This window comes from uncultured Enterococcus sp., assembly GCF_913775425.1.
Lineage (GTDB): Bacteria > Bacillota > Bacilli > Lactobacillales > Enterococcaceae > Enterococcus_G.
In genome coordinates, this window is the sequence record NZ_CAJYIS010000044.1 from 1 (window position 1) to 20,527 (window position 20,527).

24 protein-coding genes are annotated in these 20,527 nt (G+C 38.3%); 15 read left to right on the forward strand and 9 right to left on the reverse strand.

Annotated elements, in window-relative coordinates; translation table 11 throughout:
* On the forward strand, window positions 1–333 hold a 333-nt coding region (locus QZ413_RS04755), incomplete at its 5' end, for a GNAT family N-acetyltransferase (RefSeq protein WP_297077028.1).
* Between the two features lie 154 nt (window positions 334–487).
* Here the strand turns inward: QZ413_RS04755 and QZ413_RS04760 are convergent.
* Both QZ413_RS04760 and QZ413_RS04765 read right to left on the reverse strand, forming a co-directional pair.
* Complete coding sequence (locus QZ413_RS04760) at window positions 488–1,024, reverse strand: 3'-5' exonuclease (protein WP_297077031.1); 537 nt, start codon at window positions 1,022–1,024, stop codon at window positions 488–490.
* Complete coding sequence (locus QZ413_RS04765) at window positions 1,021–1,788, reverse strand: exodeoxyribonuclease III (RefSeq protein WP_297077034.1); 768 nt, start codon at window positions 1,786–1,788, stop codon at window positions 1,021–1,023. Before QZ413_RS04765 ends, QZ413_RS04760 begins: the two co-directional genes overlap by 4 nt.
* A gap of 154 nt (window positions 1,789–1,942) precedes the next feature.
* On the opposite strand from QZ413_RS04765, the gene murB reads away from it, so the two are divergent.
* Window positions 1,943–2,842 carry a UDP-N-acetylmuramate dehydrogenase gene (gene murB / locus QZ413_RS04770; protein ID WP_297077037.1) on the forward strand — a complete coding sequence of 300 codons (900 nt, stop codon included), beginning with the start codon at window positions 1,943–1,945 and terminating at the stop codon, window positions 2,840–2,842.
* A gap of 66 nt (window positions 2,843–2,908) precedes the next feature.
* On the opposite strand, the gene QZ413_RS04775 is transcribed toward murB, so the two are convergent.
* The 3 genes from QZ413_RS04775 to coaB are packed head-to-tail and all read right to left on the reverse strand — an operon-like array spanning window position 2,909 to window position 4,858.
* Window positions 2,909–3,544 (reverse strand): ECF transporter S component, encoded by a 636-nt coding sequence (locus QZ413_RS04775; protein WP_297077040.1) that lies wholly within the window; start codon window positions 3,542–3,544, stop codon window positions 2,909–2,911.
* A gap of 16 nt (window positions 3,545–3,560) precedes the next feature.
* Window positions 3,561–4,106, reverse strand: a complete 546-nt coding sequence (gene coaC / locus QZ413_RS04780) for a phosphopantothenoylcysteine decarboxylase (protein WP_297077043.1) — start codon at window positions 4,104–4,106, stop codon at window positions 3,561–3,563.
* A complete protein-coding gene (coaB, locus tag QZ413_RS04785; protein ID WP_297077046.1) occupies window positions 4,103–4,858 on the reverse strand; it encodes a phosphopantothenate--cysteine ligase in 756 nt (251 codons plus the stop codon). The genes coaC and coaB overlap by 4 nt, the downstream gene beginning before the upstream one ends.
* A gap of 229 nt (window positions 4,859–5,087) precedes the next feature.
* Between coaB and QZ413_RS04790 the strand changes: the two genes are divergently transcribed.
* From QZ413_RS04790 to QZ413_RS04805, 4 genes are read left to right on the forward strand one after another with little or no spacing between them, the layout of a single operon-like run.
* Entirely contained in the window at window positions 5,088–6,173 is a 1,086-nt protein-coding gene (locus QZ413_RS04790; RefSeq protein ID WP_297077049.1) for an ABC transporter ATP-binding protein, read from the forward strand.
* A 10-nt stretch (window positions 6,174–6,183) separates the two neighbouring features.
* Complete coding sequence (locus QZ413_RS04795; RefSeq protein ID WP_297077052.1) at window positions 6,184–6,996, forward strand: ABC transporter permease; 813 nt, start codon at window positions 6,184–6,186, stop codon at window positions 6,994–6,996.
* A complete protein-coding gene (locus QZ413_RS04800; RefSeq protein ID WP_297077054.1) occupies window positions 6,993–7,835 on the forward strand; it encodes an ABC transporter permease in 843 nt (280 codons plus the stop codon). Before QZ413_RS04795 ends, QZ413_RS04800 begins: the two co-directional genes overlap by 4 nt.
* Complete coding sequence (locus tag QZ413_RS04805) at window positions 7,832–8,905, forward strand: PotD/PotF family extracellular solute-binding protein (RefSeq protein ID WP_297077056.1); 1,074 nt, start codon at window positions 7,832–7,834, stop codon at window positions 8,903–8,905. The genes QZ413_RS04800 and QZ413_RS04805 overlap by 4 nt, the downstream gene beginning before the upstream one ends.
* A 67-nt stretch (window positions 8,906–8,972) precedes the next feature.
* On the opposite strand, the gene QZ413_RS04810 is transcribed toward QZ413_RS04805, so the two are convergent.
* Genes QZ413_RS04810 through QZ413_RS04820 form a run of 3 tightly spaced genes read right to left on the reverse strand, consistent with a single transcriptional unit; the run spans window position 8,973 to window position 12,801 of the window.
* Entirely contained in the window at window positions 8,973–9,452 is a 480-nt protein-coding gene (locus tag QZ413_RS04810; RefSeq protein ID WP_297077058.1) for a GNAT family N-acetyltransferase, read from the reverse strand.
* Between the two features lie 13 nt (window positions 9,453–9,465).
* The gene (locus QZ413_RS04815) at window positions 9,466–10,848 is read right to left on the reverse strand and encodes an MATE family efflux transporter (protein ID WP_297077060.1); all 1,383 of its coding nucleotides are present in this window, start codon (window positions 10,846–10,848) and stop codon (window positions 9,466–9,468) included.
* A gap of 21 nt (window positions 10,849–10,869) precedes the next feature.
* Window positions 10,870–12,801 carry an ABC-F family ATP-binding cassette domain-containing protein gene (locus tag QZ413_RS04820; RefSeq protein ID WP_297077063.1) on the reverse strand — a complete coding sequence of 644 codons (1,932 nt, stop codon included), beginning with the start codon at window positions 12,799–12,801 and terminating at the stop codon, window positions 10,870–10,872.
* 236 nt (window positions 12,802–13,037) lie between these two features.
* On the opposite strand from QZ413_RS04820, the gene QZ413_RS04825 reads away from it, so the two are divergent.
* The 7 genes from QZ413_RS04825 to QZ413_RS04855 all read left to right on the forward strand — a co-directional run bounded on the left by QZ413_RS04825 (window position 13,038) and on the right by QZ413_RS04855 (window position 17,447).
* Window positions 13,038–13,694, forward strand: coding sequence for a redox-sensing transcriptional repressor Rex (locus QZ413_RS04825; RefSeq protein ID WP_297077067.1), 657 nt, complete (start codon window positions 13,038–13,040; stop codon window positions 13,692–13,694).
* Between the two features lie 134 nt (window positions 13,695–13,828).
* Window positions 13,829–14,749, forward strand: a complete 921-nt coding sequence (locus tag QZ413_RS04830; protein WP_297077070.1) for a permease — start codon at window positions 13,829–13,831, stop codon at window positions 14,747–14,749.
* Between the two features lie 3 nt (window positions 14,750–14,752).
* Window positions 14,753–15,592 (forward strand): TIGR03943 family putative permease subunit, encoded by an 840-nt coding sequence (locus tag QZ413_RS04835; RefSeq protein WP_297077073.1) that lies wholly within the window; start codon window positions 14,753–14,755, stop codon window positions 15,590–15,592.
* 92 nt (window positions 15,593–15,684) lie between these two features.
* Window positions 15,685–15,951, forward strand: a complete 267-nt coding sequence (locus QZ413_RS04840; RefSeq protein ID WP_297077075.1) for an IreB family regulatory phosphoprotein — start codon at window positions 15,685–15,687, stop codon at window positions 15,949–15,951.
* Complete coding sequence (gene ruvX, locus QZ413_RS04845) at window positions 15,951–16,382, forward strand: Holliday junction resolvase RuvX (RefSeq protein WP_297077078.1); 432 nt, start codon at window positions 15,951–15,953, stop codon at window positions 16,380–16,382. Before QZ413_RS04840 ends, ruvX begins: the two co-directional genes overlap by 1 nt.
* 22 nt (window positions 16,383–16,404) lie before the next feature.
* Window positions 16,405–16,725, forward strand: a complete 321-nt coding sequence (locus QZ413_RS04850) for a DUF1292 domain-containing protein (RefSeq protein WP_016185856.1) — start codon at window positions 16,405–16,407, stop codon at window positions 16,723–16,725.
* Window positions 16,726–17,093: 368 nt separating this feature from the next.
* The gene (locus QZ413_RS04855) at window positions 17,094–17,447 is read left to right on the forward strand and encodes a hypothetical protein (RefSeq protein WP_297077083.1); all 354 of its coding nucleotides are present in this window, start codon (window positions 17,094–17,096) and stop codon (window positions 17,445–17,447) included.
* A gap of 93 nt (window positions 17,448–17,540) precedes the next feature.
* Here QZ413_RS04855 and QZ413_RS04860 read toward each other — a convergent pair whose 3' ends face one another.
* Window positions 17,541–17,909 (reverse strand): ribonuclease G, encoded by a 369-nt coding sequence (locus QZ413_RS04860; protein WP_297077086.1) that lies wholly within the window; start codon window positions 17,907–17,909, stop codon window positions 17,541–17,543.
* Between the two features lie 280 nt (window positions 17,910–18,189).
* Here QZ413_RS04860 and QZ413_RS04865 point away from each other — a divergent pair, with 280 nt between their 5' ends.
* Both QZ413_RS04865 and QZ413_RS04870 read left to right on the forward strand, forming a co-directional pair.
* Window positions 18,190–19,080, forward strand: coding sequence for an SDR family oxidoreductase (locus QZ413_RS04865; protein WP_297077089.1), 891 nt, complete (start codon window positions 18,190–18,192; stop codon window positions 19,078–19,080).
* Between the two features lie 162 nt (window positions 19,081–19,242).
* Complete coding sequence (locus QZ413_RS04870; protein ID WP_297077093.1) at window positions 19,243–20,517, forward strand: MFS transporter; 1,275 nt, start codon at window positions 19,243–19,245, stop codon at window positions 20,515–20,517.
* The last annotated feature ends 10 nt before the right edge of the window (window positions 20,518–20,527 follow it).

Consider the following 20,527-nt stretch of genomic DNA (forward strand, 5'->3'; position numbering starts at 1 on the left):
GAGTCGACAGAACACCTATTTTTAATTGCCAAAACGACGGAATGCCTTGGTGTAGTGACGATTCAAAAGATTACACCACAAATCGGTGAAGTCGGTGTGGCCGTTGCTCCAGCTTATCAAAATATGCAGATTGGGTCTATTTTAGTTGAAGAAGCTTTAGAATGGCTACAATTAGAGTCTACATTAACGCAAGTAGGTTTAAGCGTACTAAAAGAAAATCGAGCCGCTCTTCATCTTTACGAAAAATTTGGATTTCACTCTGATCTTAAAATGGCAAAGATATTGCCGCAAGTGCCATTTGAAGCAGTAACCTTCATGTCTTTGAAAAAATGAGTGTGACAGACTTCTGTCACACTCATTAAAAAAGAATGGCAAGTATAAAAGTAATCCCGTAAATAAGCCGAATCATTATCGCAATAGGTGCACCTATTGTCGAAAATGATCCGGCTTTTTTTAAGCGATCTACTTCTGTTACAGTTTTTTTTCATTAATGTGGATAGAGTGAGACAAAAGGTCTCAACACGGATTCGTCAACATGACGTGCTTGATGGATCAAAATTTTAGCACATACACGGCTATCGTCTAGCGCATCATGGTGATTTAGAGGGATAGCTAAAAAATCAGCGACCGTGTTGAGTTTATGGTTGGCTAGCGTAGGATAACATTTACGACTCGTCCTTACTGTATCTAAAGTAAGATAAGTAGGTTGTTCGAGATGATAATAAGCTAGACAAGCACTCAATACGCGATTGTCAAATGGTGCATTGTGCGCAACAATCAAACTATGTGGATTAAAATATTGCGCGATTACAGGCCAAACCTGATCGAAAGTGGGTGCTGTTTGCACCATTTCAGGTGTGATATGGTGGATACGAATCGTATGTGGTGAAAATTCACTATCTGGTTTGATCAGTGTAAAAAATTCACCGACGATTTGATTGTCACGGACCATCGTCAACGCGATCGCACACGCACTGTGAGGTTTTGAAGAAGCTGTCTCAAAGTCCAATGCTAAGAAATTCATGTTGTAATATCTAAATCTAATACCAATTCAACGGGACAATGATCACTACCGAGTAATTGCGGGTAAAGATTGGCTTCTTTTAAATAAGGTTGCAACGCTTGGCTGATCACAAAATAGTCGATTCGCCATCCAGCGTTATTTTTACGTGCATTAAAACGATAACTCCACCAAGAGTAAGCCCCAGTTTGTTCAGGATGTAAAGTGCGGTAAGTATCGATATAGCCATTTTCTAATAGGACTGTAAATTTTTCACGCTCTTGTGGGGTAAACCCAGCATTTTTTTGATTCGTTTTAGGATTTTTCAAATCGATTTCTTGATGTGCGACATTTAAATCTCCACATAAAATGACAGGTTTTTTTGTATTTAAGGTATTTAGATACGCTAAAAACGCATCTTCCCAATCCATTCGATAGTCTAAACGTTTTAACTCGTTTTGTGAGTTTGGTGTATAACACGTTACCACAAAGGCTTGTGGATATTCTAAAGTAATGACCCGTCCTTCTTGGTCATGTTCTGTGATTCCGATCCCATACGTAACGTTTTGTGGCTGATGCTTTGTAAAAATAGCCGTTCCAGAATACCCTTTTTTTTCAGCATAGTTCCAATACTGATGATAGCCAGTTAGCGGCATTTCGATTTGGCCTTCTTGTAGTTTGGTTTCTTGTAGACAGAAAAAGTCAGCATCGAATTCTTCGAAAATGTCCATAAAGTTTTTTTTCATAACAGCACGTAAGCCGTTGACGTTCCACGAAATAAATTTCATCTGTATTCCTCCTTGCTTACCTCTATTTTACTGAATCTTGTTTTTAAATGAAAGCTATCCAAATCTTTCTTAAGCTTTTAAAGGAAATTAAGGCAAGAACAAGCAAATCATGCTACACTATAACAGATGCTAAAAAAGAGAGGGAATGTACAAAATGGACAATGCAAGATTAACGATGGAATTTCCAAACATGGAGATTTTGACACATGAACCGTTGATGAAGTATACCTATACCAAAACAGGCGGGCCAGCAGATTACTTGATCTTTCCCAAAACAAAACATGAAGTAGAACAAGTCGTACAGTATTGTAAGACACACAACGTACCTTGGATCGTCTTAGGCAATGCGAGTAACTTGATTGTGCGTGATGGTGGAATTCGTGGAGTGGTCTTGATGTTGACAAAAATGAAGACCATGACGATCGAGCACACGATGATCACGGTCGAAGCAGGGGCGCGCTTGATCGACGTGTCAAAAGCTGCTGCTAAACATACGCTAACTGGTCTAGAGTTTGCTTGCGGGATACCAGGAAGTATTGGTGGCGCTGTATATATGAATGCTGGCGCGTATGGTGGGGAGATCAAAGATGTCTTTGTCAGCTGTGAGTATTTAGATGAAACAGGAGAAATTCAGACATTGATGCTAGACGAGATGGATTTTTCTTATCGACATAGCGCACTTCAAGAACAAAAAGGGATCATTTTATCGGTGACGTTTGCTCTAAAAATAGGTGAGCAAATCACGATCGATGAAAAAGTACAAGAATTGACACGATTACGTGAAGAAAAACAACCACTTGAATATCCGTCTTGTGGGAGTGTCTTCAAACGTCCAGAAGGGCACTTTACTGGAAAATTGATCCAAGATGCAAAATTACAAGGGATGATTTTAGGAGGCGCGCAGATTTCGATGAAACACGCAGGCTTTATCGTCAATATCGATCATGCGACAGCAACAGATTATATCCAATTAATTGCACATATCAAAAAAGTGATCAAAGAGCAATTCGATGTTACGCTAGAAACGGAAGTTCGGATTATCGGCGAACAATAAAAACAGACCCTCAGGTGAGTGGCACAATCGGTAAACGAGTGGCCACATTTCCTGAAGGTCTATTTTTTATTGCGTTCGTTGATATAATTTTAATAATACGGTAGCGATCGCCGCCGTTGCGATCCCAGCGACTAGAGCTTCTGGGATTCCTTGCGTTAAAATAATGCCGTTGATGGCAGTATATACTGCAGCTCCACTTTTTCCAATCAGTTGTGCATATTGACCTTGAAAGAAAAAGTAGATTCCATTCATGACTAAAATCGTATTGGTCAATCCACCGCAAATCCCAGCGATAAAGAGCGCTACTGGTTGATACCGTTCTTTTGTCAGTTTCATCGTGGCGCGATAGACATAAAAAGGAACGATCCCGATCAAGATTCGCGGGATCAATGCAACAAATAAAGCAAAGAGACTTCCGTGTTCAGCGCCAATCGGAGCGATAAAAGGTGAGAAAACAAATGAGAGCGGTGTGATGATCACAGTAGAGCGGATCATGCTCATAATGCCAAAACATAGCCCTAAAAATCCTCCCAATCTCGGTCCTAATACGATAGAAGCGATGATTACAGGAATGTGCATCGTCGTTGCGTTAATTGGTCCTAAAGGAATAAAGCCTAAAAACGGTACAGATGCTAATAACAATAAAATAGCTAAAAAAAATGCGGTTAATACCAAGTCGAAGTGTTTTGATCGACGATTCATGACAAGTTCCCCCTGATTATGCCTTAAATTTAGTATGGATGGCTTCCAAGAGCGTATCGAGTGACGCGAGCGCACCTCGTCCGTAATCGCCGCAAGCTAATAATGCTTGTCTTGGAAGAATTTCATCATAGCCGATTTCCTTTAAGGAAGCAAGATTTTTTTGTGTCAAGACATGTTCATACATTACGGTGTTCATCGCTGGAGCAATCAATTTAGGGACATCGTTTGGTAAAGCTAAGGCAACGGTCGTAATCAGATCATCTGCAAGTCCATGACTTAATTTGGCAATGATATTTGCTGTAGCTGGAGCGACGATAAACAAATCGGCTTGTTTAGCCAACTCGATATGATTGATTTTTTCCGGTTGTTCTTCATCCATAACACTTATATGTACTTTGCGTTTAGAGAGTGCTTGCAAGGTAAGTGGGGTAATAAAGGCTTGGCTACTTTGGGTCATTAAGACATCGACTTCATAGCCAGCTTTAGTTAATTCATTCGTCAAATCGGCTGCTTTATAGGCAGAAATGCTGCCACTTACACCTAAAACAATGCGTTTGGTCATGCTTGGTTCCTTCTTTCATTTAAAATAGGGACTAATGTGTTACAGATCATCTGCGCGATAGCTGGTTTTTGGGTAGCTTTGGCGACGATCCCATCTTGATTGAGCAAGTAGCCGATATGTTGCTTTTGATTGATGTCACTCAAATCATTGGCTAACACAAAATCAGCTTGATTTTTCGCCAATGCATTGGCCGCTACCGTTAACAGTTCTTCTTTTGAAACACCTACGAGCAATTTAAATCCGACTAACAAGGTATCTGGTTGTAGTTGTTTGATCATTTGGATGACTTTAGGTGTTTTTTCTAAAATGACAGTCAAATGGTCGGTGGCAGATGAAATTTTATTTTCAGTTTGCACATGCAGTGTGTGAAACCAGTCAGCACAAAAAGGTTCGTTAGGATGCTCGATTAGCCATGCATTCATCGCGGCTAATAATTGCGCTTCAGATAAGGTGACTTTAGGTGTAAAATCACTGACAGCCATACTATGGATGACTGCATCATAGGGATGAAGCTGCAACAAGTGATTTAATGTGTGCGTGAGATCCTGAGTATCGTGTATTAAATGTAAAGAAAGGTTAGGATGCATTTTGGGATGTTTTGCATACTTGGTAACGACAGCATCTACGACTGCACCTTGAGCTAAAAAGTGTTCGGCGATAAACGTGCCAAGTTGTCCTGTTGATTGATTGGTAATTTCGCGAACTTGATCGATCGATTCGCTTGTTCCGCCTAGAGTGACTAAGATCCGCATGGAGTTCCTCCTTGAGTGTATACAATTGTGTTTTGTAATCTGTAAATCACGAATATCATAACATAATTTTTGTTTTTCAACGGAAAATTTGGTTAGATTTTCGTGATTTTTTAACAAAACGTAGCCTTCTAGACTTGTGTTTTTTTGAAAAAAATTCTATTCTTAAGCAGTATGTTTTGTACAAGAAAGTACTAGTACGTGTATAGGAAAAATGAGAAGGAGGAAACAAATGGGGAAACCAATTATTTCATTCCAAAATGTCGTGAAGCAATATGATGATGAAGTGATTTTAAAAAAAGTCAATTTTGAAATCGAAGAGGGAAGGTTTTACACTTTATTAGGCCCTTCTGGTTGCGGGAAAACGACGATTTTACGGATCATCGCAGGGTTTTCAGAGGCTACGCAAGGGGATGTGTTTTTTGAAGGAAAGCGAATCAATGACGTTCCAGCAAACCAACGCCAAGTGAATACGGTCTTTCAAGATTATGCTTTATTTCCACATATGAATGTGTTTGATAATGTAGCGTTTGGACTTAAAATAAAAAAATTACCTAAAGCTGAAATTGCTAAAAAAGTAACGGAGGCCTTAAAACTTGTTCAACTAGCCGGATATGAAACAAGAGAAATCAGTGAAATGTCTGGTGGTCAACGTCAACGAGTGGCGATTGCTCGAGCGATCGTTAATGAACCTAAAGTATTATTGCTTGATGAGCCATTATCTGCGCTTGATTTAAAGCTGCGAACAGATATGCAATACGAGCTGCGCGAATTACAACAACGCTTGGGGATCACCTTTATTTTTGTCACACACGATCAAGAAGAAGCACTAGCAATGAGTGATGAAATCTTTGTATTAAATAAAGGAAAGATCGTTCAAAGTGGGACACCGGTGGATATTTATGATGAACCGATCAATCATTTTGTGGCAGATTTTGTTGGCGAAAGCAATATTGTTAATGGTGTGATGATTGAAGACAATAAAGTCGAATTTGTCGGAAAAGTCTTTGAATGTGTCGACGGTGGCATGCGTCAAAATGAACCAGTAGAAGTCGTGATTCGACCAGAAGATCTCTCACTGACTACAGTAGAAAAAGGCAAGCTGAGTGTCAATGTCGATACTCAATTATTCCGTGGCGTTCATTATGAAATCATTTGTTATGATGAACAAGGCAACGAATGGATGGTCCATTCAACGAAAAAAGCAAAAGAAGGTAGTCAGATCGGATTAGATTTTGAGCCAGAAGATATCCACGTCATGCGCTTTAATGAGTCTGAAGAAGATTTTGATGCTCGTCTAGAAAGTTACGAAGAATAGGAGGAAGCACATGACTAAAAAACGCCCGTTGTATGCGATCCCGTATTTTTTTTGGCTGTTGCTATTTGTGATCGCACCGGTCTTGTTGATTGTCTATCAATCATTTTTTAACATCGATGGTCAGTTTTCTTTGATCAATTATCAAACGTATTTCACTTCAGGAAAATACCTAACGATGACCTTAAATTCTGTATGGTATGCCTTTTTGATTACCTTATTTACCTTGATCATCAGTTATCCAACAGCCTACTTTTTGACGAAACTCAAACATAAAAATTTATGGTTGTTGCTGATTATTTTGCCTACTTGGGTCAATTTATTGCTAAAAGCGTATGCTTTTATTGGGATTTTTGGTATTCACGGTAGCATCAATAATTTCTTGGGGTTATTTGGGATCGGACCAGAACAGATTTTATTTACTGATTTTAGTTTTTTAACGGTTGCGACCTATATTGAGTTGCCATTTATGATCATGCCGATTTTCAATGCATTAGAAGAATTGAATCCATCTTTGATCAGTGCGAGCCGGGATCTAGGAGCGAATTCATTTGAGACATTTCGACGCGTGATTTTTCCATTGTCTTTAAGTGGGGTAAAAAGCGGGGTACAAGCTGTTTTTATTCCCTCACTTTCCTTATTCATGCTGACACGTTTGATTGGTGGAAATCGTGTGATTACATTAGGAACAGCGATCGAACAACATTTCTTGGTGACACAAAACTGGGGAATGGGATCGACGATCGGTGTCGTCTTGATTATTGCCATGTTTATCGTGATGTTCTTTACTGGTGAATCGCGTAAAGGTAAAGGAGGAAGCAAATGAAAAAATTAACCGCATTTAAATGGTCCAATCTTTATCTTTTACTTGTCTTTATTGTGCTCTATGCGCCGATTTTTTATTTGATCTACTATTCATTTAATGATGGGGGCACGATGAATGAGTTTACTGGTTTTACTTGGGATAATTATCGTTCCGTATTTGAAGATACTCGCTTATTGATTATTGTACTTGATACGTTTATGTTGGCTTTTTTATCTTCACTGATGGCAACAGCAATCGGTACGATCGGTGCGATGATGATCTATTACACGAAAAAACGTAAAACACGCGCGCTGTTTTTAGGGTTAAACAATATTTTATTGGTTTCACCAGATGTTATTATCGGTGCCAGCTTTTTGATCTTTTTCACATTGATCGGCTCGTGGATCCGAGGATTTAGTTTAGGCTTTTTCAGTGTTCTATTGTCACATATTGCCTTTAGTATCCCCATCGTTGTCTTGATGGTCATGCCTAAATTACAAGAGATGAATGATTCGATGATCGATGCAGCCCGTGATTTAGGTGCCAATCAAGTTCAAGTCGTGAAAAATATCATCTTGCCATATCTATCTCCAGGGATCATTGCCGGCTATTTTATGGCCTTTACGTATTCACTAGATGATTTTGCAGTAACGTTCTTTGTAACTGGAAATGGTTTTTCTACGTTATCGGTGGAGATCTATTCCCGAGCAAGACAAGGAATCAGTTTAGAGATCAATGCGTTAAGTACGTTAGTCTTTTTATTCTCCATGTTATTAGTGATCGGGTATTACTTTATCAGTAAAGACAATCGACCAAAACGTGCGAAAAAGACTAGAGTGGAGGCGACGATTTTACGATGAGAAAATTGACTTCTTTAATTATCGGGATTGTCGCTGTGATCTTTGTATTGATTGCCACCGCACATCAATTAGAACGGTCAACTGGAATGTCTGGTGCGAAGGTTGTAAATATTTACAATTGGGGCGACTATATCGATCCAGCGCTTTTGAAGAAATTCGAACAAGAATCTGGCTATAAAGTCAATTATGACACATTTGATTCAAACGAAGCGATGTTTACGAAAATCCAACAAGGTGGCACGGCGTATGATATTGCGATTCCTAGTGAATACATGATCCAAAAAATGATCAAAGCGAATTTGTTAACTCCTTTGGATCACAAACAAATCACCGGATTAGAAAATATCGAACCACGCTTTTTGAATCTTGATTTTGATACGGATAATCGATACTCGATTCCATACTTTTGGGGAACATTAGGCATCGTCTATAACGATAAGATGGTCGATGGAAAAGACATTACGTCTTGGAATGATTTGTGGCGCCCAGAGTTAAAAGATAATATTATGTTGATTGACGGTGCGCGTGAGGTCATTGGATTAGGCTTGAATAGTCTAGGTTATTCTTTAAATAGTAAACAGATGGATCAATTAGATCAAGCTTATGATAAATTAAAAAAACTGACACCAAATATCAAAGCGATTGTTGCAGATGAAATCAAAATGTATATGGAAAACGAAGAAAGTGCGGTTGCCGTGACGTTTTCAGGTGAAGCAGCCGATATGATGGCTGAAAATGAGCATCTACACTATGTCATTCCAGATGATGGAACCAATCTTTGGTTTGACAATATCGTGATTCCTAAAACGGTCCAAAATAAAGAAGGTGCGTATGCCTTCATCAATTTTATGCTACGACCAGAAAATGCAGCTCAAAATGCAGAATACATTGGGTATTCGACACCAAATGAAGCGGCATTGAAATTGTTGCCAAAAGACATTACTGAAGATAAACAATTTTATCCGTCAGAAGATGCCTTGAAAAAAATGGAAGTCTACAAAGACCTGGGTCCTGAGTATCTAGGAATCTATAATGATCTATTTTTAGAATTGAAGATGTATCGTAATTAACGGATCGTTAACCAAAAATAGGACACAAAAAAGGAGTGATGTACTACACCTTTTTGTGTCCTATTTTTTAGTTTGCGTAAAATTTCTTTTGATACCAACGATCCATCGCCTGATGTTCTGTATCAAGAAGCGGTGCAGATAATGCTTGAAATCCAAAGCGTTCATATAATCGACAGGCAGCTTCTAGTGAATGATGTGTTTCTAAATAACAAACTTCATACTGCTGACTAGCAAACGAAAGGGCTGTTTCCATAAGTTTTTGGGCAAGTCCTTGTTTTTGATAGGCAGAAGATACATACAGTTTTTGTAATTCGCATGTTCGCAACACACCGGCTAATGGTGCAATACCGATCCCACCGATAATAGTTCCTTGATCGGAAATGACCCAATAAGCAGCCTTTGCTTGATCATAATACGAATAAAGCGTAGTTAATTCCGGATCAAAATAGGCTGTTCCAGGAATCGCTAGATCGGCTTCTTCTAAACTTTTTCGAATCAAATCAGCCAACTGCTGATTGTCTTTTGCTTCTAATCTACGTAATTGCATTATGCTCCTCCTTTTAAATCGTTTGGGTGACGTTTTTCATCCAGGCATCAGAACGAATCAAACGATAGCCTAGATAACTTTTGATCCACTCGACCGCTTGACAGATAAAGTAAACAAAAACGATCGAAAGTGCCGTGTGCATACTCAAGACGTAAGCTAACGGAAATGTGATCGTCCAGACAAAGACGCTATCGAATAAAAAGGTAATAAACGTTTGGCCGCCAGAGCGCAAAATAAAGTAACTCGCATGATTAAACGCATAAAGAGGCATACAGATCGCTGCAATTTGAATAAACTTACTGGCAAGTTCTTTGACTTCGGGTTCAGTCTGATAGACAGCAGGAAATAAGGGGGCAACGATTAGCATAATGATCCCGATCGTGAAACAGCTCATCACCGCAAAAAATAATAATTTGCGAGCTGCATCACGTGCCTCTTGCATCTTATTTGATCCAAGCAATTGGCCGATAATGACAGCTACCGCACTACCTAAAGCCATATAAACGATATTAAACAAATTTGAAACTGTCGAAGCGATATTTAACGATGCGATGACAGATAATCCACGAACTGAATACGCTTGGAGAATCATTGTTTGGCCGATCGCCCACAAAATTTCATTGGCCATCAAAGGAGAACCTTTGACCAAGATACGTTTTGACAATGACCACGGAATATGAAATTGCCGATAAACGTGTAGACAAAAAGGGTGCTCAGTTGCATGCGCGTGCACCCAAATGACAGTGATCGCACATTCCAAAATACGGGCCACCAAAGTTGCGATACCAGCACCAACAACACCTAATTTGGGAAAGCCGAATAATCCAAAAATCAGTAAAAAATTCAGCGCGGTATTGATAATAACAGCCGTACTACTGGCAAACATTGGTACAATGGTTTTCCCCATTTCACGCAATGAACTCGCATAACTTTGAGAGAGCGCAAAAAAAGGTAAGGTGAACAACATGATCCATAAAAAGTCACGTGCGGAATCGTGGGCTAGTTGCAATTGTTGAATCTCTGTATCTCCATGTAGATATAAAGAGATCAAGTAATCTTGTGCATACCATAAGGCTAAGATGGCTACTATACACATTAGTGCATTGCCAACTAACTTGAAGCGAAACGCGTCACGCATCCCGACGAAATCTCGTTTTCCATAAAATTGCGTCCCAAAAATACTCGCAGCAGAAACGATCCCAAAAATACTTAAGTTAAAAACAAAAATCAGTTGATTGACAATAGCGACACCCGACATTTGTGCGGTACCGATTTGACCAACCATTAAATTATCGAGTAAACCCACGAAATTTGTAATGGCATTTTGGATCATAATCGGGACCGCGATCGTTAATACGTGCAGATAAAATGCACGATCCCCAATAAATTTTTTCATCTTTTCCCTCATCATCCGCTTTTACACGGATTCTTCTTCCAATTCTAAACTAACCGTTTCCCATTCTTCCATTAACTGGAGTTGTTGTGCTTCGATCGTATTCGTTTTTTCTGTCAGCTCTTGCAAGAGGACATGATTGTTCAAGTTTTCTGATTTCACCATTTCTTCTTGACACTGACGATGTTCATTTTCTAGATCCGACAGTTGTGCTTCGATCTCATCGATTTTTCGTTGCAGTTGACGGACTTTTTTTTGTTTTTCTTTTGATTGTTGAAAATTTTGCTTGCCTTCAGAGACGACCGTTTCGACACTTGGCTTATCTAGCAATGCCTGTAACTCAGCTTCTTCTTGTTTTTTCTCTAGATAGTAATCGTAATCACCTAAAAAGACACGGGAACCTTCTTCAGATAATTCAACAACCGTCGAGGCGATTCGATTAATGAAATAGCGGTCATGCGAAACGAAGAAGATCGTACCATCGTAATCGATCAACGCATTTTCCAGTACTTCTTTATTGTCGATATCTAAATGGTTTGTCGGTTCGTCTAGCATCAAGAAATTGTCATGATCCATCGCAAGTTTTGCCAAAGCAACACGCGCTTTTTCACCACCACTTAATAAGCCGATGGGTTTTTCCACATCCTCGCCAGAAAATAAGAAACTACCCAAAACAGTCCGGATCTGACCTTCTGGTAGCGTAGGATGCGCATCCCATAGTTCTTGTAAAATCGTCTTGCGCAGCGAAAGTTCAGCTTGTCCTTGATCGTAGTAACCGACAGAAACGTTAGCGCCAAAGGTTGCAGTTCCTTTTAAAAACGGTTGTCTGTGAATGATCGATTTTAGCAGAGTCGATTTTCCGATTCCATTTGGGCCGACTAACGCGACTGCATCGTGTTTGCGAATATCAAGGTTGATTGGCTCGGCTAACACTGTATCTTCATATCCAATAGCAGCATCTGCAACTTGTAAGACGATATTGCCTGAGGGTTTTTCGACTTCGAATAAGAAATGAGCAGACTTTTCATCACCTTGTGGCCGATCGAGACGATCCATCTTTTCTAATTGTTTTCGACGGCTTTGGGCGCGTTTTGTCGTAGAGGCACGCACTAGATTACGCGCAACAAAATCCTCTAATTTTGCGATTTCGTCTTGTTGTTTCTCAAAAGCTTTCATATCTGTAGCAAGTTGTGCAGCTTTTTCATCAAGGTAACGACTATAGTTTCCTTTGTAATGGCGCATCTTATGGCGACTAAGTTCATAGACTTCGGTGACTACTTTATCTAAAAAATAGCGATCGTGAGAGACGATCAGTAACGCACCACTATAGCCTTGCAAGTAGGTTTCAAGCCAAGAGAGTGTTGCGATATCTAAATGGTTTGTCGGCTCATCTAAAATTAAGATATCCGGTTTTTGTAAGAGCATTTTCGCTAAGGCTAATCGGGTTTTTTGGCCACCAGAAAGGGTCGCAATCGCTTGGTCATAAAATGACTTGTCAAATTGAAATCCGTGTAAGACAGAGCGGATTTCATTTTCATAACCGTAACCGTTACGCTCAGTAAATTCATGTTGGATTCGGTCGTATTCTGCTAAAAGTTGGGTATAGGCTGTTGTAGTAGGATCAATTTCGCCCATTTTGTATTCCATTTTGCGCATTTTTTCTTCTAACTGACGAATATCAAAAAAAGCATCGAGCATTTCATCGTAGACTGTTTTATCTGAAATCAGTCCGGTATCTTGTGCTAGGTAACTTAGTGTAGCTTGTTTTGTCTTGATGACGGCGCCTTCATCGGGTTGTTCCACGCCAGCGATAATCTTGAGTAAGGTGGATTTTCCAGCACCGTTACGCCCAACTAAGCCAATTCTAGCATGTTGGCTGATTTCCATTTGAATTTGTTGAAATAAAACATCTGCACCAAATAATCGGGCAACTTGATTGACTTGTAATAAAATCATAGGATCCTCTTTCTTTGCTGTATCGTAATAGCAATTGATCTTAAATCCGTGTAATAATAGGATTTGTGCATGCTTAGTCTATCATATTTTGCTAAAACTAGCGATACTTGTGAGAAGTAGTGAAAAGAAATTTGTGAAAAATTGCTAAATTTTGAGCAATCAAATTGCCTTTTACACGTGAATTTTGTATTATAACACTTGTACTAGTGAATTGTTCACAATGGAGGGTTTTAATTTTGAAAGACAATCAAATTCCAAAAGCAACAGCTAAGCGGTTGCCTTTGTATTATCGCTATTTAAGAATTTTAAATGACGCGGGGAAAAAGAAAGTATCATCAACAGAGTTAAGTGAAGCTGTACAAGTCGATAGTGCGACGATCAGACGCGATTTTTCTTACTTTGGGGAGTTAGGAAAACGCGGATATGGATACGACGTTAATGACTTGATGCAATTCTTTGCACGTACATTAAATGATGATCATATGACTAATGTCGCTTTAATAGGCGTCGGGAATTTAGGAAGCGCGCTATTAAAATATAAGTTTCATCAAAGTAATAGTATCCGTGTGAGTGCAGCATTTGATGTGAATCCAGATATCGTGGGTCGAATCGTCGATGGCATTCCAGTTTATCCAATGACAGACATGAAAGAGCAGATCGCCATTCAGCAAATTGATATCGCGATTTTAACCGTTCCTGCACAACGTTCACAAGATGTTGTCAATGAATTGGTCGAAGCGGGGATCAAGGGGATCTTAAACTTCACACCTGCTCGAATTACAGCATCAAGTGATATTTTAGTGCAAAATGTTGATTTAACCAATGAGCTCCAAACATTGATTTACTTCCTTCATTCTGGTGATACCACTACGTTTACGGACGAAATTATATAAGTAAACACAACCACATGCCTCTAAGCGGTATGTGGTTTTTTACATTTTATTAAAAAAATACATCAGTACTAGTTTTTTAGACGATTTAAGTGTATCGTTTGAAAAGGATCAAAGTAAATCAAAAGGAGAATCTTATGTTTGAGTCATTGCCAACTTCGATTTTGCAGATGGGCATGATTTTTTTGTCGATCGTGATCGAAGCATTACCCTTTGTGTTATTGGGATGTTTGATCTCAGGCTTTTTGCATGTCTTTTTAAGTGCAGAACGTGTGAATAAACTATTACCGAAAAATAAATTTTTAGCAATCATTGTTGGGTCAGTCCTAGGGGTGTTTTTCCCATCATGTGAATGTGGGATCGTCCCGATTGTTCATCAATTTTTAAAAAAAGAAGTGCCAACCTATACAGCTTTTCCATTCATGCTAACGGCACCAATTATCAATCCGATCGTATTATTTTCGACATTTATTGCTTTTAGCAATTCATGGAAATTTGTCTTGTTACGTGTGACAGGAAGTTTACTAGTCGCTTTAGTTGTTGGGATTTGGTTGGCGTATATTTATACTAAAAATCCGTTAAAAGAATCGTACCAGACTACTCATACCCATCATGAACACAGTCTGACAAATGAAACATGTACCCACAAACCTCAAGTCAAGAAGATGCAAAAAATCAGTCACATGTTTGAACACAGCATCGATGAGTTTTTTGATACTGGACGTTATTTGATTATTGGGGCATTGATTGCCTCAGGCTTACAAGTCTATTTGCCAACTAGTATTATTTTGACATTAGGATCGACTAAATTATTTGCGATTTTAGTCATGTTAGCTCTAGCAGTCATTATGTCGCTGTGTTCTGAAGCCGATGCTTTTATTGGGAGCAGCTTATTGAGTTTATTTGGTGTAGCACCGGTCATTGCCTTTTTGGTTTTTGGTCCAATGGTCGATATCAAAAATTTATTGATGATGAAACGTTATTTTGGAACTAAATTTATCGTCCAACTGGTCTCATTGATTGCGATTGTCGTCACGATTTTTGCTTGGGTGGTGTAAAAGATGATTCGAAGTTTAATTTTGATTGGCTACAGCCAAATGATGATGTATTTACAATTGACTGGTAAATTAGATCAATTTATCAATATCCATTACCAATATCTAGCGATTATTTCGATGGTATTGTCGTTATTGTTAGGGTTGATTCAAATGTATTTTTGGGTCAAAGAAGATCCCAAAAAAGCACAAGCGCACACGCATGATCACGACCACGATCATGATCATCACTTATCGCGACCGCAAAAGGTGATTGCCTATACGTTACTGCTTTTACCACTGATTGTCGGTCTATTATTTCCAACAGTAAGTTTAGATGCGACGATCGTACAAGCCAAAGGATTTCAATTTCCAGTTAGTAAAGAATCTGTGGGCGATCCTGAAATGAATACGCAGTACCTACAGCCAAACACGAGTATTTATTACAATAAAGAAGATTATCAAAAACAAATGGATGGCTTACGCAAAAAATACATCAAAGATGGAAAATTGATTGTTACAGATGACAATTATTTAGAAGTGATGGAACTGATTTATAATTATCCAAGTGAATTTATCAATCGCCCGATTCATTATGAAGGTTTTTTATTTAAAGCGCCAAAAAATCAAGGTGACTTTTTATTCCGCTTTGGAATCATCCATTGCGTGGCAGATTCAGGTGTATTCGGGTTACGTATCGTGTTACCAGATGGTGCCACTGTTGCTGATAATGAATGGTTTTCAATCGATGGCGTCATTGAATCTGATTACTATGAGCCGTTCCAAAGGGATTTGCCGACTGTTAAAGTAGAAAAAATCAAAAAAATCGATGCGCCTAAAAATGAATATGTGTATCGGACTTTTTAGTATTCAATAGAAGGATTTAATTGTAGTTTTTCGTTATTTTTAGTACAATAGGAAAGAAGAACAGTATTCTTTTACGAAAGAGGTGTCGTACTATGGGATTTACAGATAAGACAGTTCGGTTTGATTTTGAAGACAACCGCAAGCGAGAAGTGAGCGAGACGTTAGCGATTGTGTACACTGCACTAGAGGAAAAAGGTTATAATCCGATTAACCAAATCGTAGGATATCTACTTTCGGGTGACCCAGCCTATATTCCGCGTTACCAAGATGCACGAAATTTAATTCGCCGTTATGAACGAGATGAAATCTTAGAAGTATTGATTCGTGAATATCTGGGAAATCATGGGGTTAATATGTAATGCGAATTATGGGATTAGATGTTGGATCACGCACAGTGGGAATCGCCGTAAGTGATCCAATGGGATGGACCGCGCAAGGTGTTGAAATTATTCGTATCAATGAAGATGAAGGCCAATTTGGGTTTGATCGCGTCAAAGAATTAGTTGCGGATTATGAAATTTCTCGTTTTGTCGTAGGACTTCCTAAAAATATGAACAATTCGATTGGTCCGCGTGCCGAAGCATCAATGGCTTACGGGAAACAGTTAGAAGAATTGTTTGGTTTACCTGTCGACTATCAAGACGAGCGGTTGACTACGGTTCAAGCAGAACGGATGCTTGTGGAGCAAGCCAATACTTCACGCGCAAAACGTAAAAAAGTAATCGATAAGGTTGCTGCAGTGATGATTTTACAAAATTATCTTGACGGTCCGGGTAAAAAACTATTTTAAAACAACGAAAAGAGGAAAAATAATGGCAGAACATACACACGATCATAATCATGATCACGATCATGAAGGACATGAACATATTACATTAGTCGATAACGAAGGTAACGAAACGTTATACGAAATTCTATTAACAATCGATGGCCAAGAAGAGTTTGGTCGCAACTACGTATTACTTTATCCAGCTGGAGTTCCAGAAGATGAAGACGTAGAATTATTAGCCTATGCTTACGTTGAAAAAGAAGACGGCATGGAAGGCGATCTAGAACAAATCGAAACTGAAAAAGAATGGGACATGATCGAAGAAGTATTTAACACCTTCATGGCCGAAGAAGAAGCAGAGTAAGAATTACTAGGAGAAACCTTGATGAATTAGGGTTTCTCCTTTTTTTTGCATCATTATCTGGATTGTATCTAGCCTAACGTCTGAGTAAGGTTAGAATAAGGTCATTTTTTTTTGGAAAAGACGAATAAAATGAACAGAATACATCCAACGATAACGATAGCTATTTAATGAGTTTGTGAAAGCTTGTTAAACTAGTGTTTCTAGTAAATTAACCAAGTATTATATTTTATAAAATAACGTTATATATGTTTCTTTTTGTTGTGATCTCGCTATTTACGTAAGTCTTTACTATAAAATTTTGATTGTTATAGTATACTCGAATAGGGGAATGTCTCAAGGAATATGCAACAAGAGAGGAATGTGAAAACATGAAGACAACAGTCTTTCAGTTTGATAAAATCACTGTTTCGGATCAATCGATCAATCAGCAAGTCGATCAATATTTAGCAAAAATAAGTGAAGGCAACCAGTATTTAGATGATGGAGAAATTACACAAGCGATGGATATATTAAAAGACATCAATTACAACTTGAATGCTGAATGTAGAGAATACACCAAAGCTACGTTTTCTCAGCACCTCATTTTTAAATCGAATTTAACCAGTCGTTATTGCAATGGAATATTTAAAGCGAAGTTTGATCAAAAACAATGGATGAATCCCCATACATTACGTCGGAATTTTTTGGAAATCTATCGACATATGTTCGATATCAATCATTAAAAAATAGGGTGTGTGACAGAAGTTTGTCACACACCCTAAAAAAAATAAATCGTACTTCAAAAGGAACTTTTTTGTCATACGCCTATTTTTGGTTTAATTATAATAAGAAGTGTTTGAAATTTCATTGAATCCGTTAATAAAAAATGTCAACATGGTACCGATAAAGAAAATGTAAAGGAATAATAACGCGATACTAATAATAAAATAGACGATTCCTGCACGGTTCCAAGTTTTTTGAACAGCTAAAAAAGTTTCAACATCTTGATAATCCCCTTTTTGCCAAGCCCAAGTGTTTCCTTTAAAACCACAAACAAAAATCCAAACTAAATTAAAAATCGGAATTAAACATAATAGCGGTAAGTAGGTTTTATTTCCAATTCCCCACAAAATATTGAACATAAATGCTCCCCAATTCCAGCCTTTGATTTCTTGGGGCACTGTTCTAAATGATTGTTCTTCCATAATAAATCCCTCCCTTTGTGTACAGTCTACCAAATGAAAAACTCTATGTGAAGGTGAATTTGTCAAGTAAATCGCTTAAAAGCAAAATTTTTGCCAAAATTTCACAAACACGATAGTCTAATTGTATTAGCTCGAATATAAAGAGGGGGAGTACAGTGATCGAGCACAGGAAATCATTAGTAAGTTAACTTTATGGATTATTGAAACAAAGAAACTCATTCAAGTATCGCGTCACTATTATAACAATAATAAAAACGAACACTAAGGGAGAGTAAAACTTATGACAAAACCACATTTAGTTGATCCAAGAAAAATGTACCACACTGAAAAATTTCCAAAGCAAGATCAAGATACACCAGCATTAGACGATAAAATGGGACCACTTCCCGATTGTGGTGAAACCAGTTATGAAGGAAACCATCAATTAGAAAATCGCCGTGTATTGATTACAGGTGCCGATTCTGGGATTGGTCGGGCAGCTGCGATTGCTTTTGCTAGAGAAGGAGCAGACGTAGCGATTCAATTTTTACCTGGTGAAGAGACTGATGCAAAAGAAGTTGCAGAACTCGTTGAAAAAGAAGGACGAAAAGCACTCCTTTTAGGATATGATTTTAAAGAAGGCGACCACTCGAAAGAAATGGTGGAAAAAGTTGTTTCAGAATTTGGTGGACTAGATACATTGATTTTAAATGCTGCACAACAAATCTCTCAACCAACTTTAGAAGACTTGACCATGAAACAAGTAGAAGAAACCTATAAAGTGAACATTATCGCCATGTTTGCTTTAGTAAAAGAAGCAGTACCACATATGCCTCCCGGTAGTGCGATTGTGACGACGACGTCAATCCAAGGATTTAATCCTAGCCCAGGATTACTAGACTATGCCTCAACAAATGCTGCTGTAACCAACTTTACGATTGGGTTAGCAAAAAAATTAGCGGATAAAGGAATCCGTGTTAATGGTGTAGCACCAGGACCAATCTGGACACCACTACAATTAGATGGTGGGCAACCAGAAGAGGACTTACCTGAATTTGGGCAAAATACATTATTAGAACGTGCAGGACAACCAGTAGAATTAGCTCCTGTATATGTATTTTTAGCTTCAAATAAAGCAAGTTACGTTACGGCTCAAATATATGGTGTAACTGGCGGAGAAGCCATTAATTAAATTGAGTAGAAACTCGACACTTATTAGGTGTCGAGTTTTTTTTCTATTTTTTTGTGATAACCGGTTGACATATTTTTGAAAGCGATTTATAATCCAATTATAGAAAGCGCTTATATTTTTTTGTGTCAACCGGTTAGTATAATCGATCTGGAGGAAAAGAAGATGTCGAAATTAAAAAAGGCTTTTAAAAATCAATCTTATTTACAAAGTTCTGTCACGTTAATGTTGTTCTTTGCATCTTGGGGTGTTTGGTGGTCATTTTTCCAATTATGGTTAACGACTCCAAAAAGTGGGTTAGGTCTGTCTGGTAGTCAAGTTGGAACTGTGTTTTCAGTGAATTCACTTGTGACGTTAGTCTTGATGTTCATCTACGGTGCTGTCCAAGATAAATTAGTGATCAAACGTTCACTTTTGGTTTTTGCTTCTGTAATCGCTACCTTAATCGGTCCGTTTTTTATCTACGTTTATGGTCCGTTACTTCGTAGTCAATTCAATATCGGTATTGTTGTAGGGGCGATTGTGTTATCTGCAGGCTACCTTTCAGCAGTCGGAATCTTTGAGGCTGTTTCAGAACGGTTTAGTCGCTTGTTTGATTTTGAGTATGGACAAGCGCGTGCGTGGGGATCATTTGGATATGCTATTGTTGCATTATTAGCTGGCTTTTTATTCGTTATTAATCCCAATTTAAACTTTTGGGCAGGGTCATTCTTTGGATTATGTTTATTAGTAAACGTTCTTTTTTGGAAACCAAAAGCAGAGCGTGAAGCCATTGATAAATTAAGTGATGCTTCTACAGAATCAACAGTTCCTTCTTTAGGTGAAATGTTTTCGTTATTAAAACTAAAGCAATTATGGGTCGTTATTATTTTTATCATGTTTACTTGGACGTTTTATAATGTATTTGATCAACAGATGTTTCCAGGGTTTTATACTAATCTATTTTCTTCTCAAGAAGTAGGTCAACAAGTTTATGGAACACTCAATTCTGTCCAAGTTTTTTGTGAAGCAGCCATGTTAGGCGTCGTTCCATTGATCATGCGCAAAATCGGTGTAAAGAAAACGCTATTGATCGGTGTTACGATCATGTGCTTACGTATTGGGTTATGTAGTGTAACGACTAGTCCAGTTGCTGTATCGATGATCAAAATGCTTCACGCACTAGAAGTTCCAATGTTTATTTTACCAATGTTTCGTTATTTCACTCTTCATTTTGATACGAAATTGTCTGCTACACTTTATATGATCGGTTTTCAAATTGCCGCTCAAGTTGGACAAGTCATTTTATCGACACCATTAGGAATCTTGCGGGACAATGTTGGATTTACTATGACTTTTAGAATTATTTCATTGATCGTATTGGTTTCAGGTATTTTTGCAGCATTCTTATTGAAAAACGACGATCAAGATGTTTTAGGTGACCCATTCATTCGACAATAAAATTAAAAAC

What these genes read in the sequence shown, in the direction of transcription:
- QZ413_RS04860 (WP_297077086.1), bottom strand. Translation starts at nt 17,909, where the DNA reads ATGGAAGAACAATCATTTAGAACAGTGCCCCAAGAAATCAAAGGCTGG.
- QZ413_RS04795 (WP_297077052.1), top strand. Translation starts at nt 6,184, where the DNA reads ATGACTAAAAAACGCCCGTTGTATGCGATCCCGTATTTTTTTTGGCTG.
- QZ413_RS04765 (WP_297077034.1), bottom strand. Translation starts at nt 1,788, where the DNA reads ATGAAATTTATTTCGTGGAACGTCAACGGCTTACGTGCTGTTATGAAA.
- coaC (WP_297077043.1), bottom strand. Translation starts at nt 4,106, where the DNA reads ATGACCAAACGCATTGTTTTAGGTGTAAGTGGCAGCATTTCTGCCTAT.
- QZ413_RS04800 (WP_297077054.1), top strand. Translation starts at nt 6,993, where the DNA reads ATGAAAAAATTAACCGCATTTAAATGGTCCAATCTTTATCTTTTACTT.
- QZ413_RS04790 (WP_297077049.1), top strand. Translation starts at nt 5,088, where the DNA reads ATGGGGAAACCAATTATTTCATTCCAAAATGTCGTGAAGCAATATGAT.
- QZ413_RS04835 (WP_297077073.1), top strand. Translation starts at nt 14,753, where the DNA reads ATGATTCGAAGTTTAATTTTGATTGGCTACAGCCAAATGATGATGTAT.
- QZ413_RS04820 (WP_297077063.1), bottom strand. Translation starts at nt 12,801, where the DNA reads ATGATTTTATTACAAGTCAATCAAGTTGCCCGATTATTTGGTGCAGAT.
- QZ413_RS04815 (WP_297077060.1), bottom strand. Translation starts at nt 10,848, where the DNA reads ATGAAAAAATTTATTGGGGATCGTGCATTTTATCTGCACGTATTAACG.
- QZ413_RS04830 (WP_297077070.1), top strand. Translation starts at nt 13,829, where the DNA reads ATGTTTGAGTCATTGCCAACTTCGATTTTGCAGATGGGCATGATTTTT.
- QZ413_RS04855 (WP_297077083.1), top strand. Translation starts at nt 17,094, where the DNA reads ATGAAGACAACAGTCTTTCAGTTTGATAAAATCACTGTTTCGGATCAA.
- QZ413_RS04870 (WP_297077093.1), top strand. Translation starts at nt 19,243, where the DNA reads ATGTCGAAATTAAAAAAGGCTTTTAAAAATCAATCTTATTTACAAAGT.
- ruvX (WP_297077078.1), top strand. Translation starts at nt 15,951, where the DNA reads ATGCGAATTATGGGATTAGATGTTGGATCACGCACAGTGGGAATCGCC.
- QZ413_RS04850 (WP_016185856.1), top strand. Translation starts at nt 16,405, where the DNA reads ATGGCAGAACATACACACGATCATAATCATGATCACGATCATGAAGGA.
- QZ413_RS04775 (WP_297077040.1), bottom strand. Translation starts at nt 3,544, where the DNA reads ATGAATCGTCGATCAAAACACTTCGACTTGGTATTAACCGCATTTTTT.
- murB (WP_297077037.1), top strand. Translation starts at nt 1,943, where the DNA reads ATGGACAATGCAAGATTAACGATGGAATTTCCAAACATGGAGATTTTG.
- QZ413_RS04840 (WP_297077075.1), top strand. Translation starts at nt 15,685, where the DNA reads ATGGGATTTACAGATAAGACAGTTCGGTTTGATTTTGAAGACAACCGC.
- coaB (WP_297077046.1), bottom strand. Translation starts at nt 4,858, where the DNA reads ATGCGGATCTTAGTCACTCTAGGCGGAACAAGCGAATCGATCGATCAA.
- QZ413_RS04810 (WP_297077058.1), bottom strand. Translation starts at nt 9,452, where the DNA reads ATGCAATTACGTAGATTAGAAGCAAAAGACAATCAGCAGTTGGCTGAT.
- QZ413_RS04760 (WP_297077031.1), bottom strand. Translation starts at nt 1,024, where the DNA reads ATGAATTTCTTAGCATTGGACTTTGAGACAGCTTCTTCAAAACCTCAC.
- QZ413_RS04865 (WP_297077089.1), top strand. Translation starts at nt 18,190, where the DNA reads ATGACAAAACCACATTTAGTTGATCCAAGAAAAATGTACCACACTGAA.
- QZ413_RS04805 (WP_297077056.1), top strand. Translation starts at nt 7,832, where the DNA reads ATGAGAAAATTGACTTCTTTAATTATCGGGATTGTCGCTGTGATCTTT.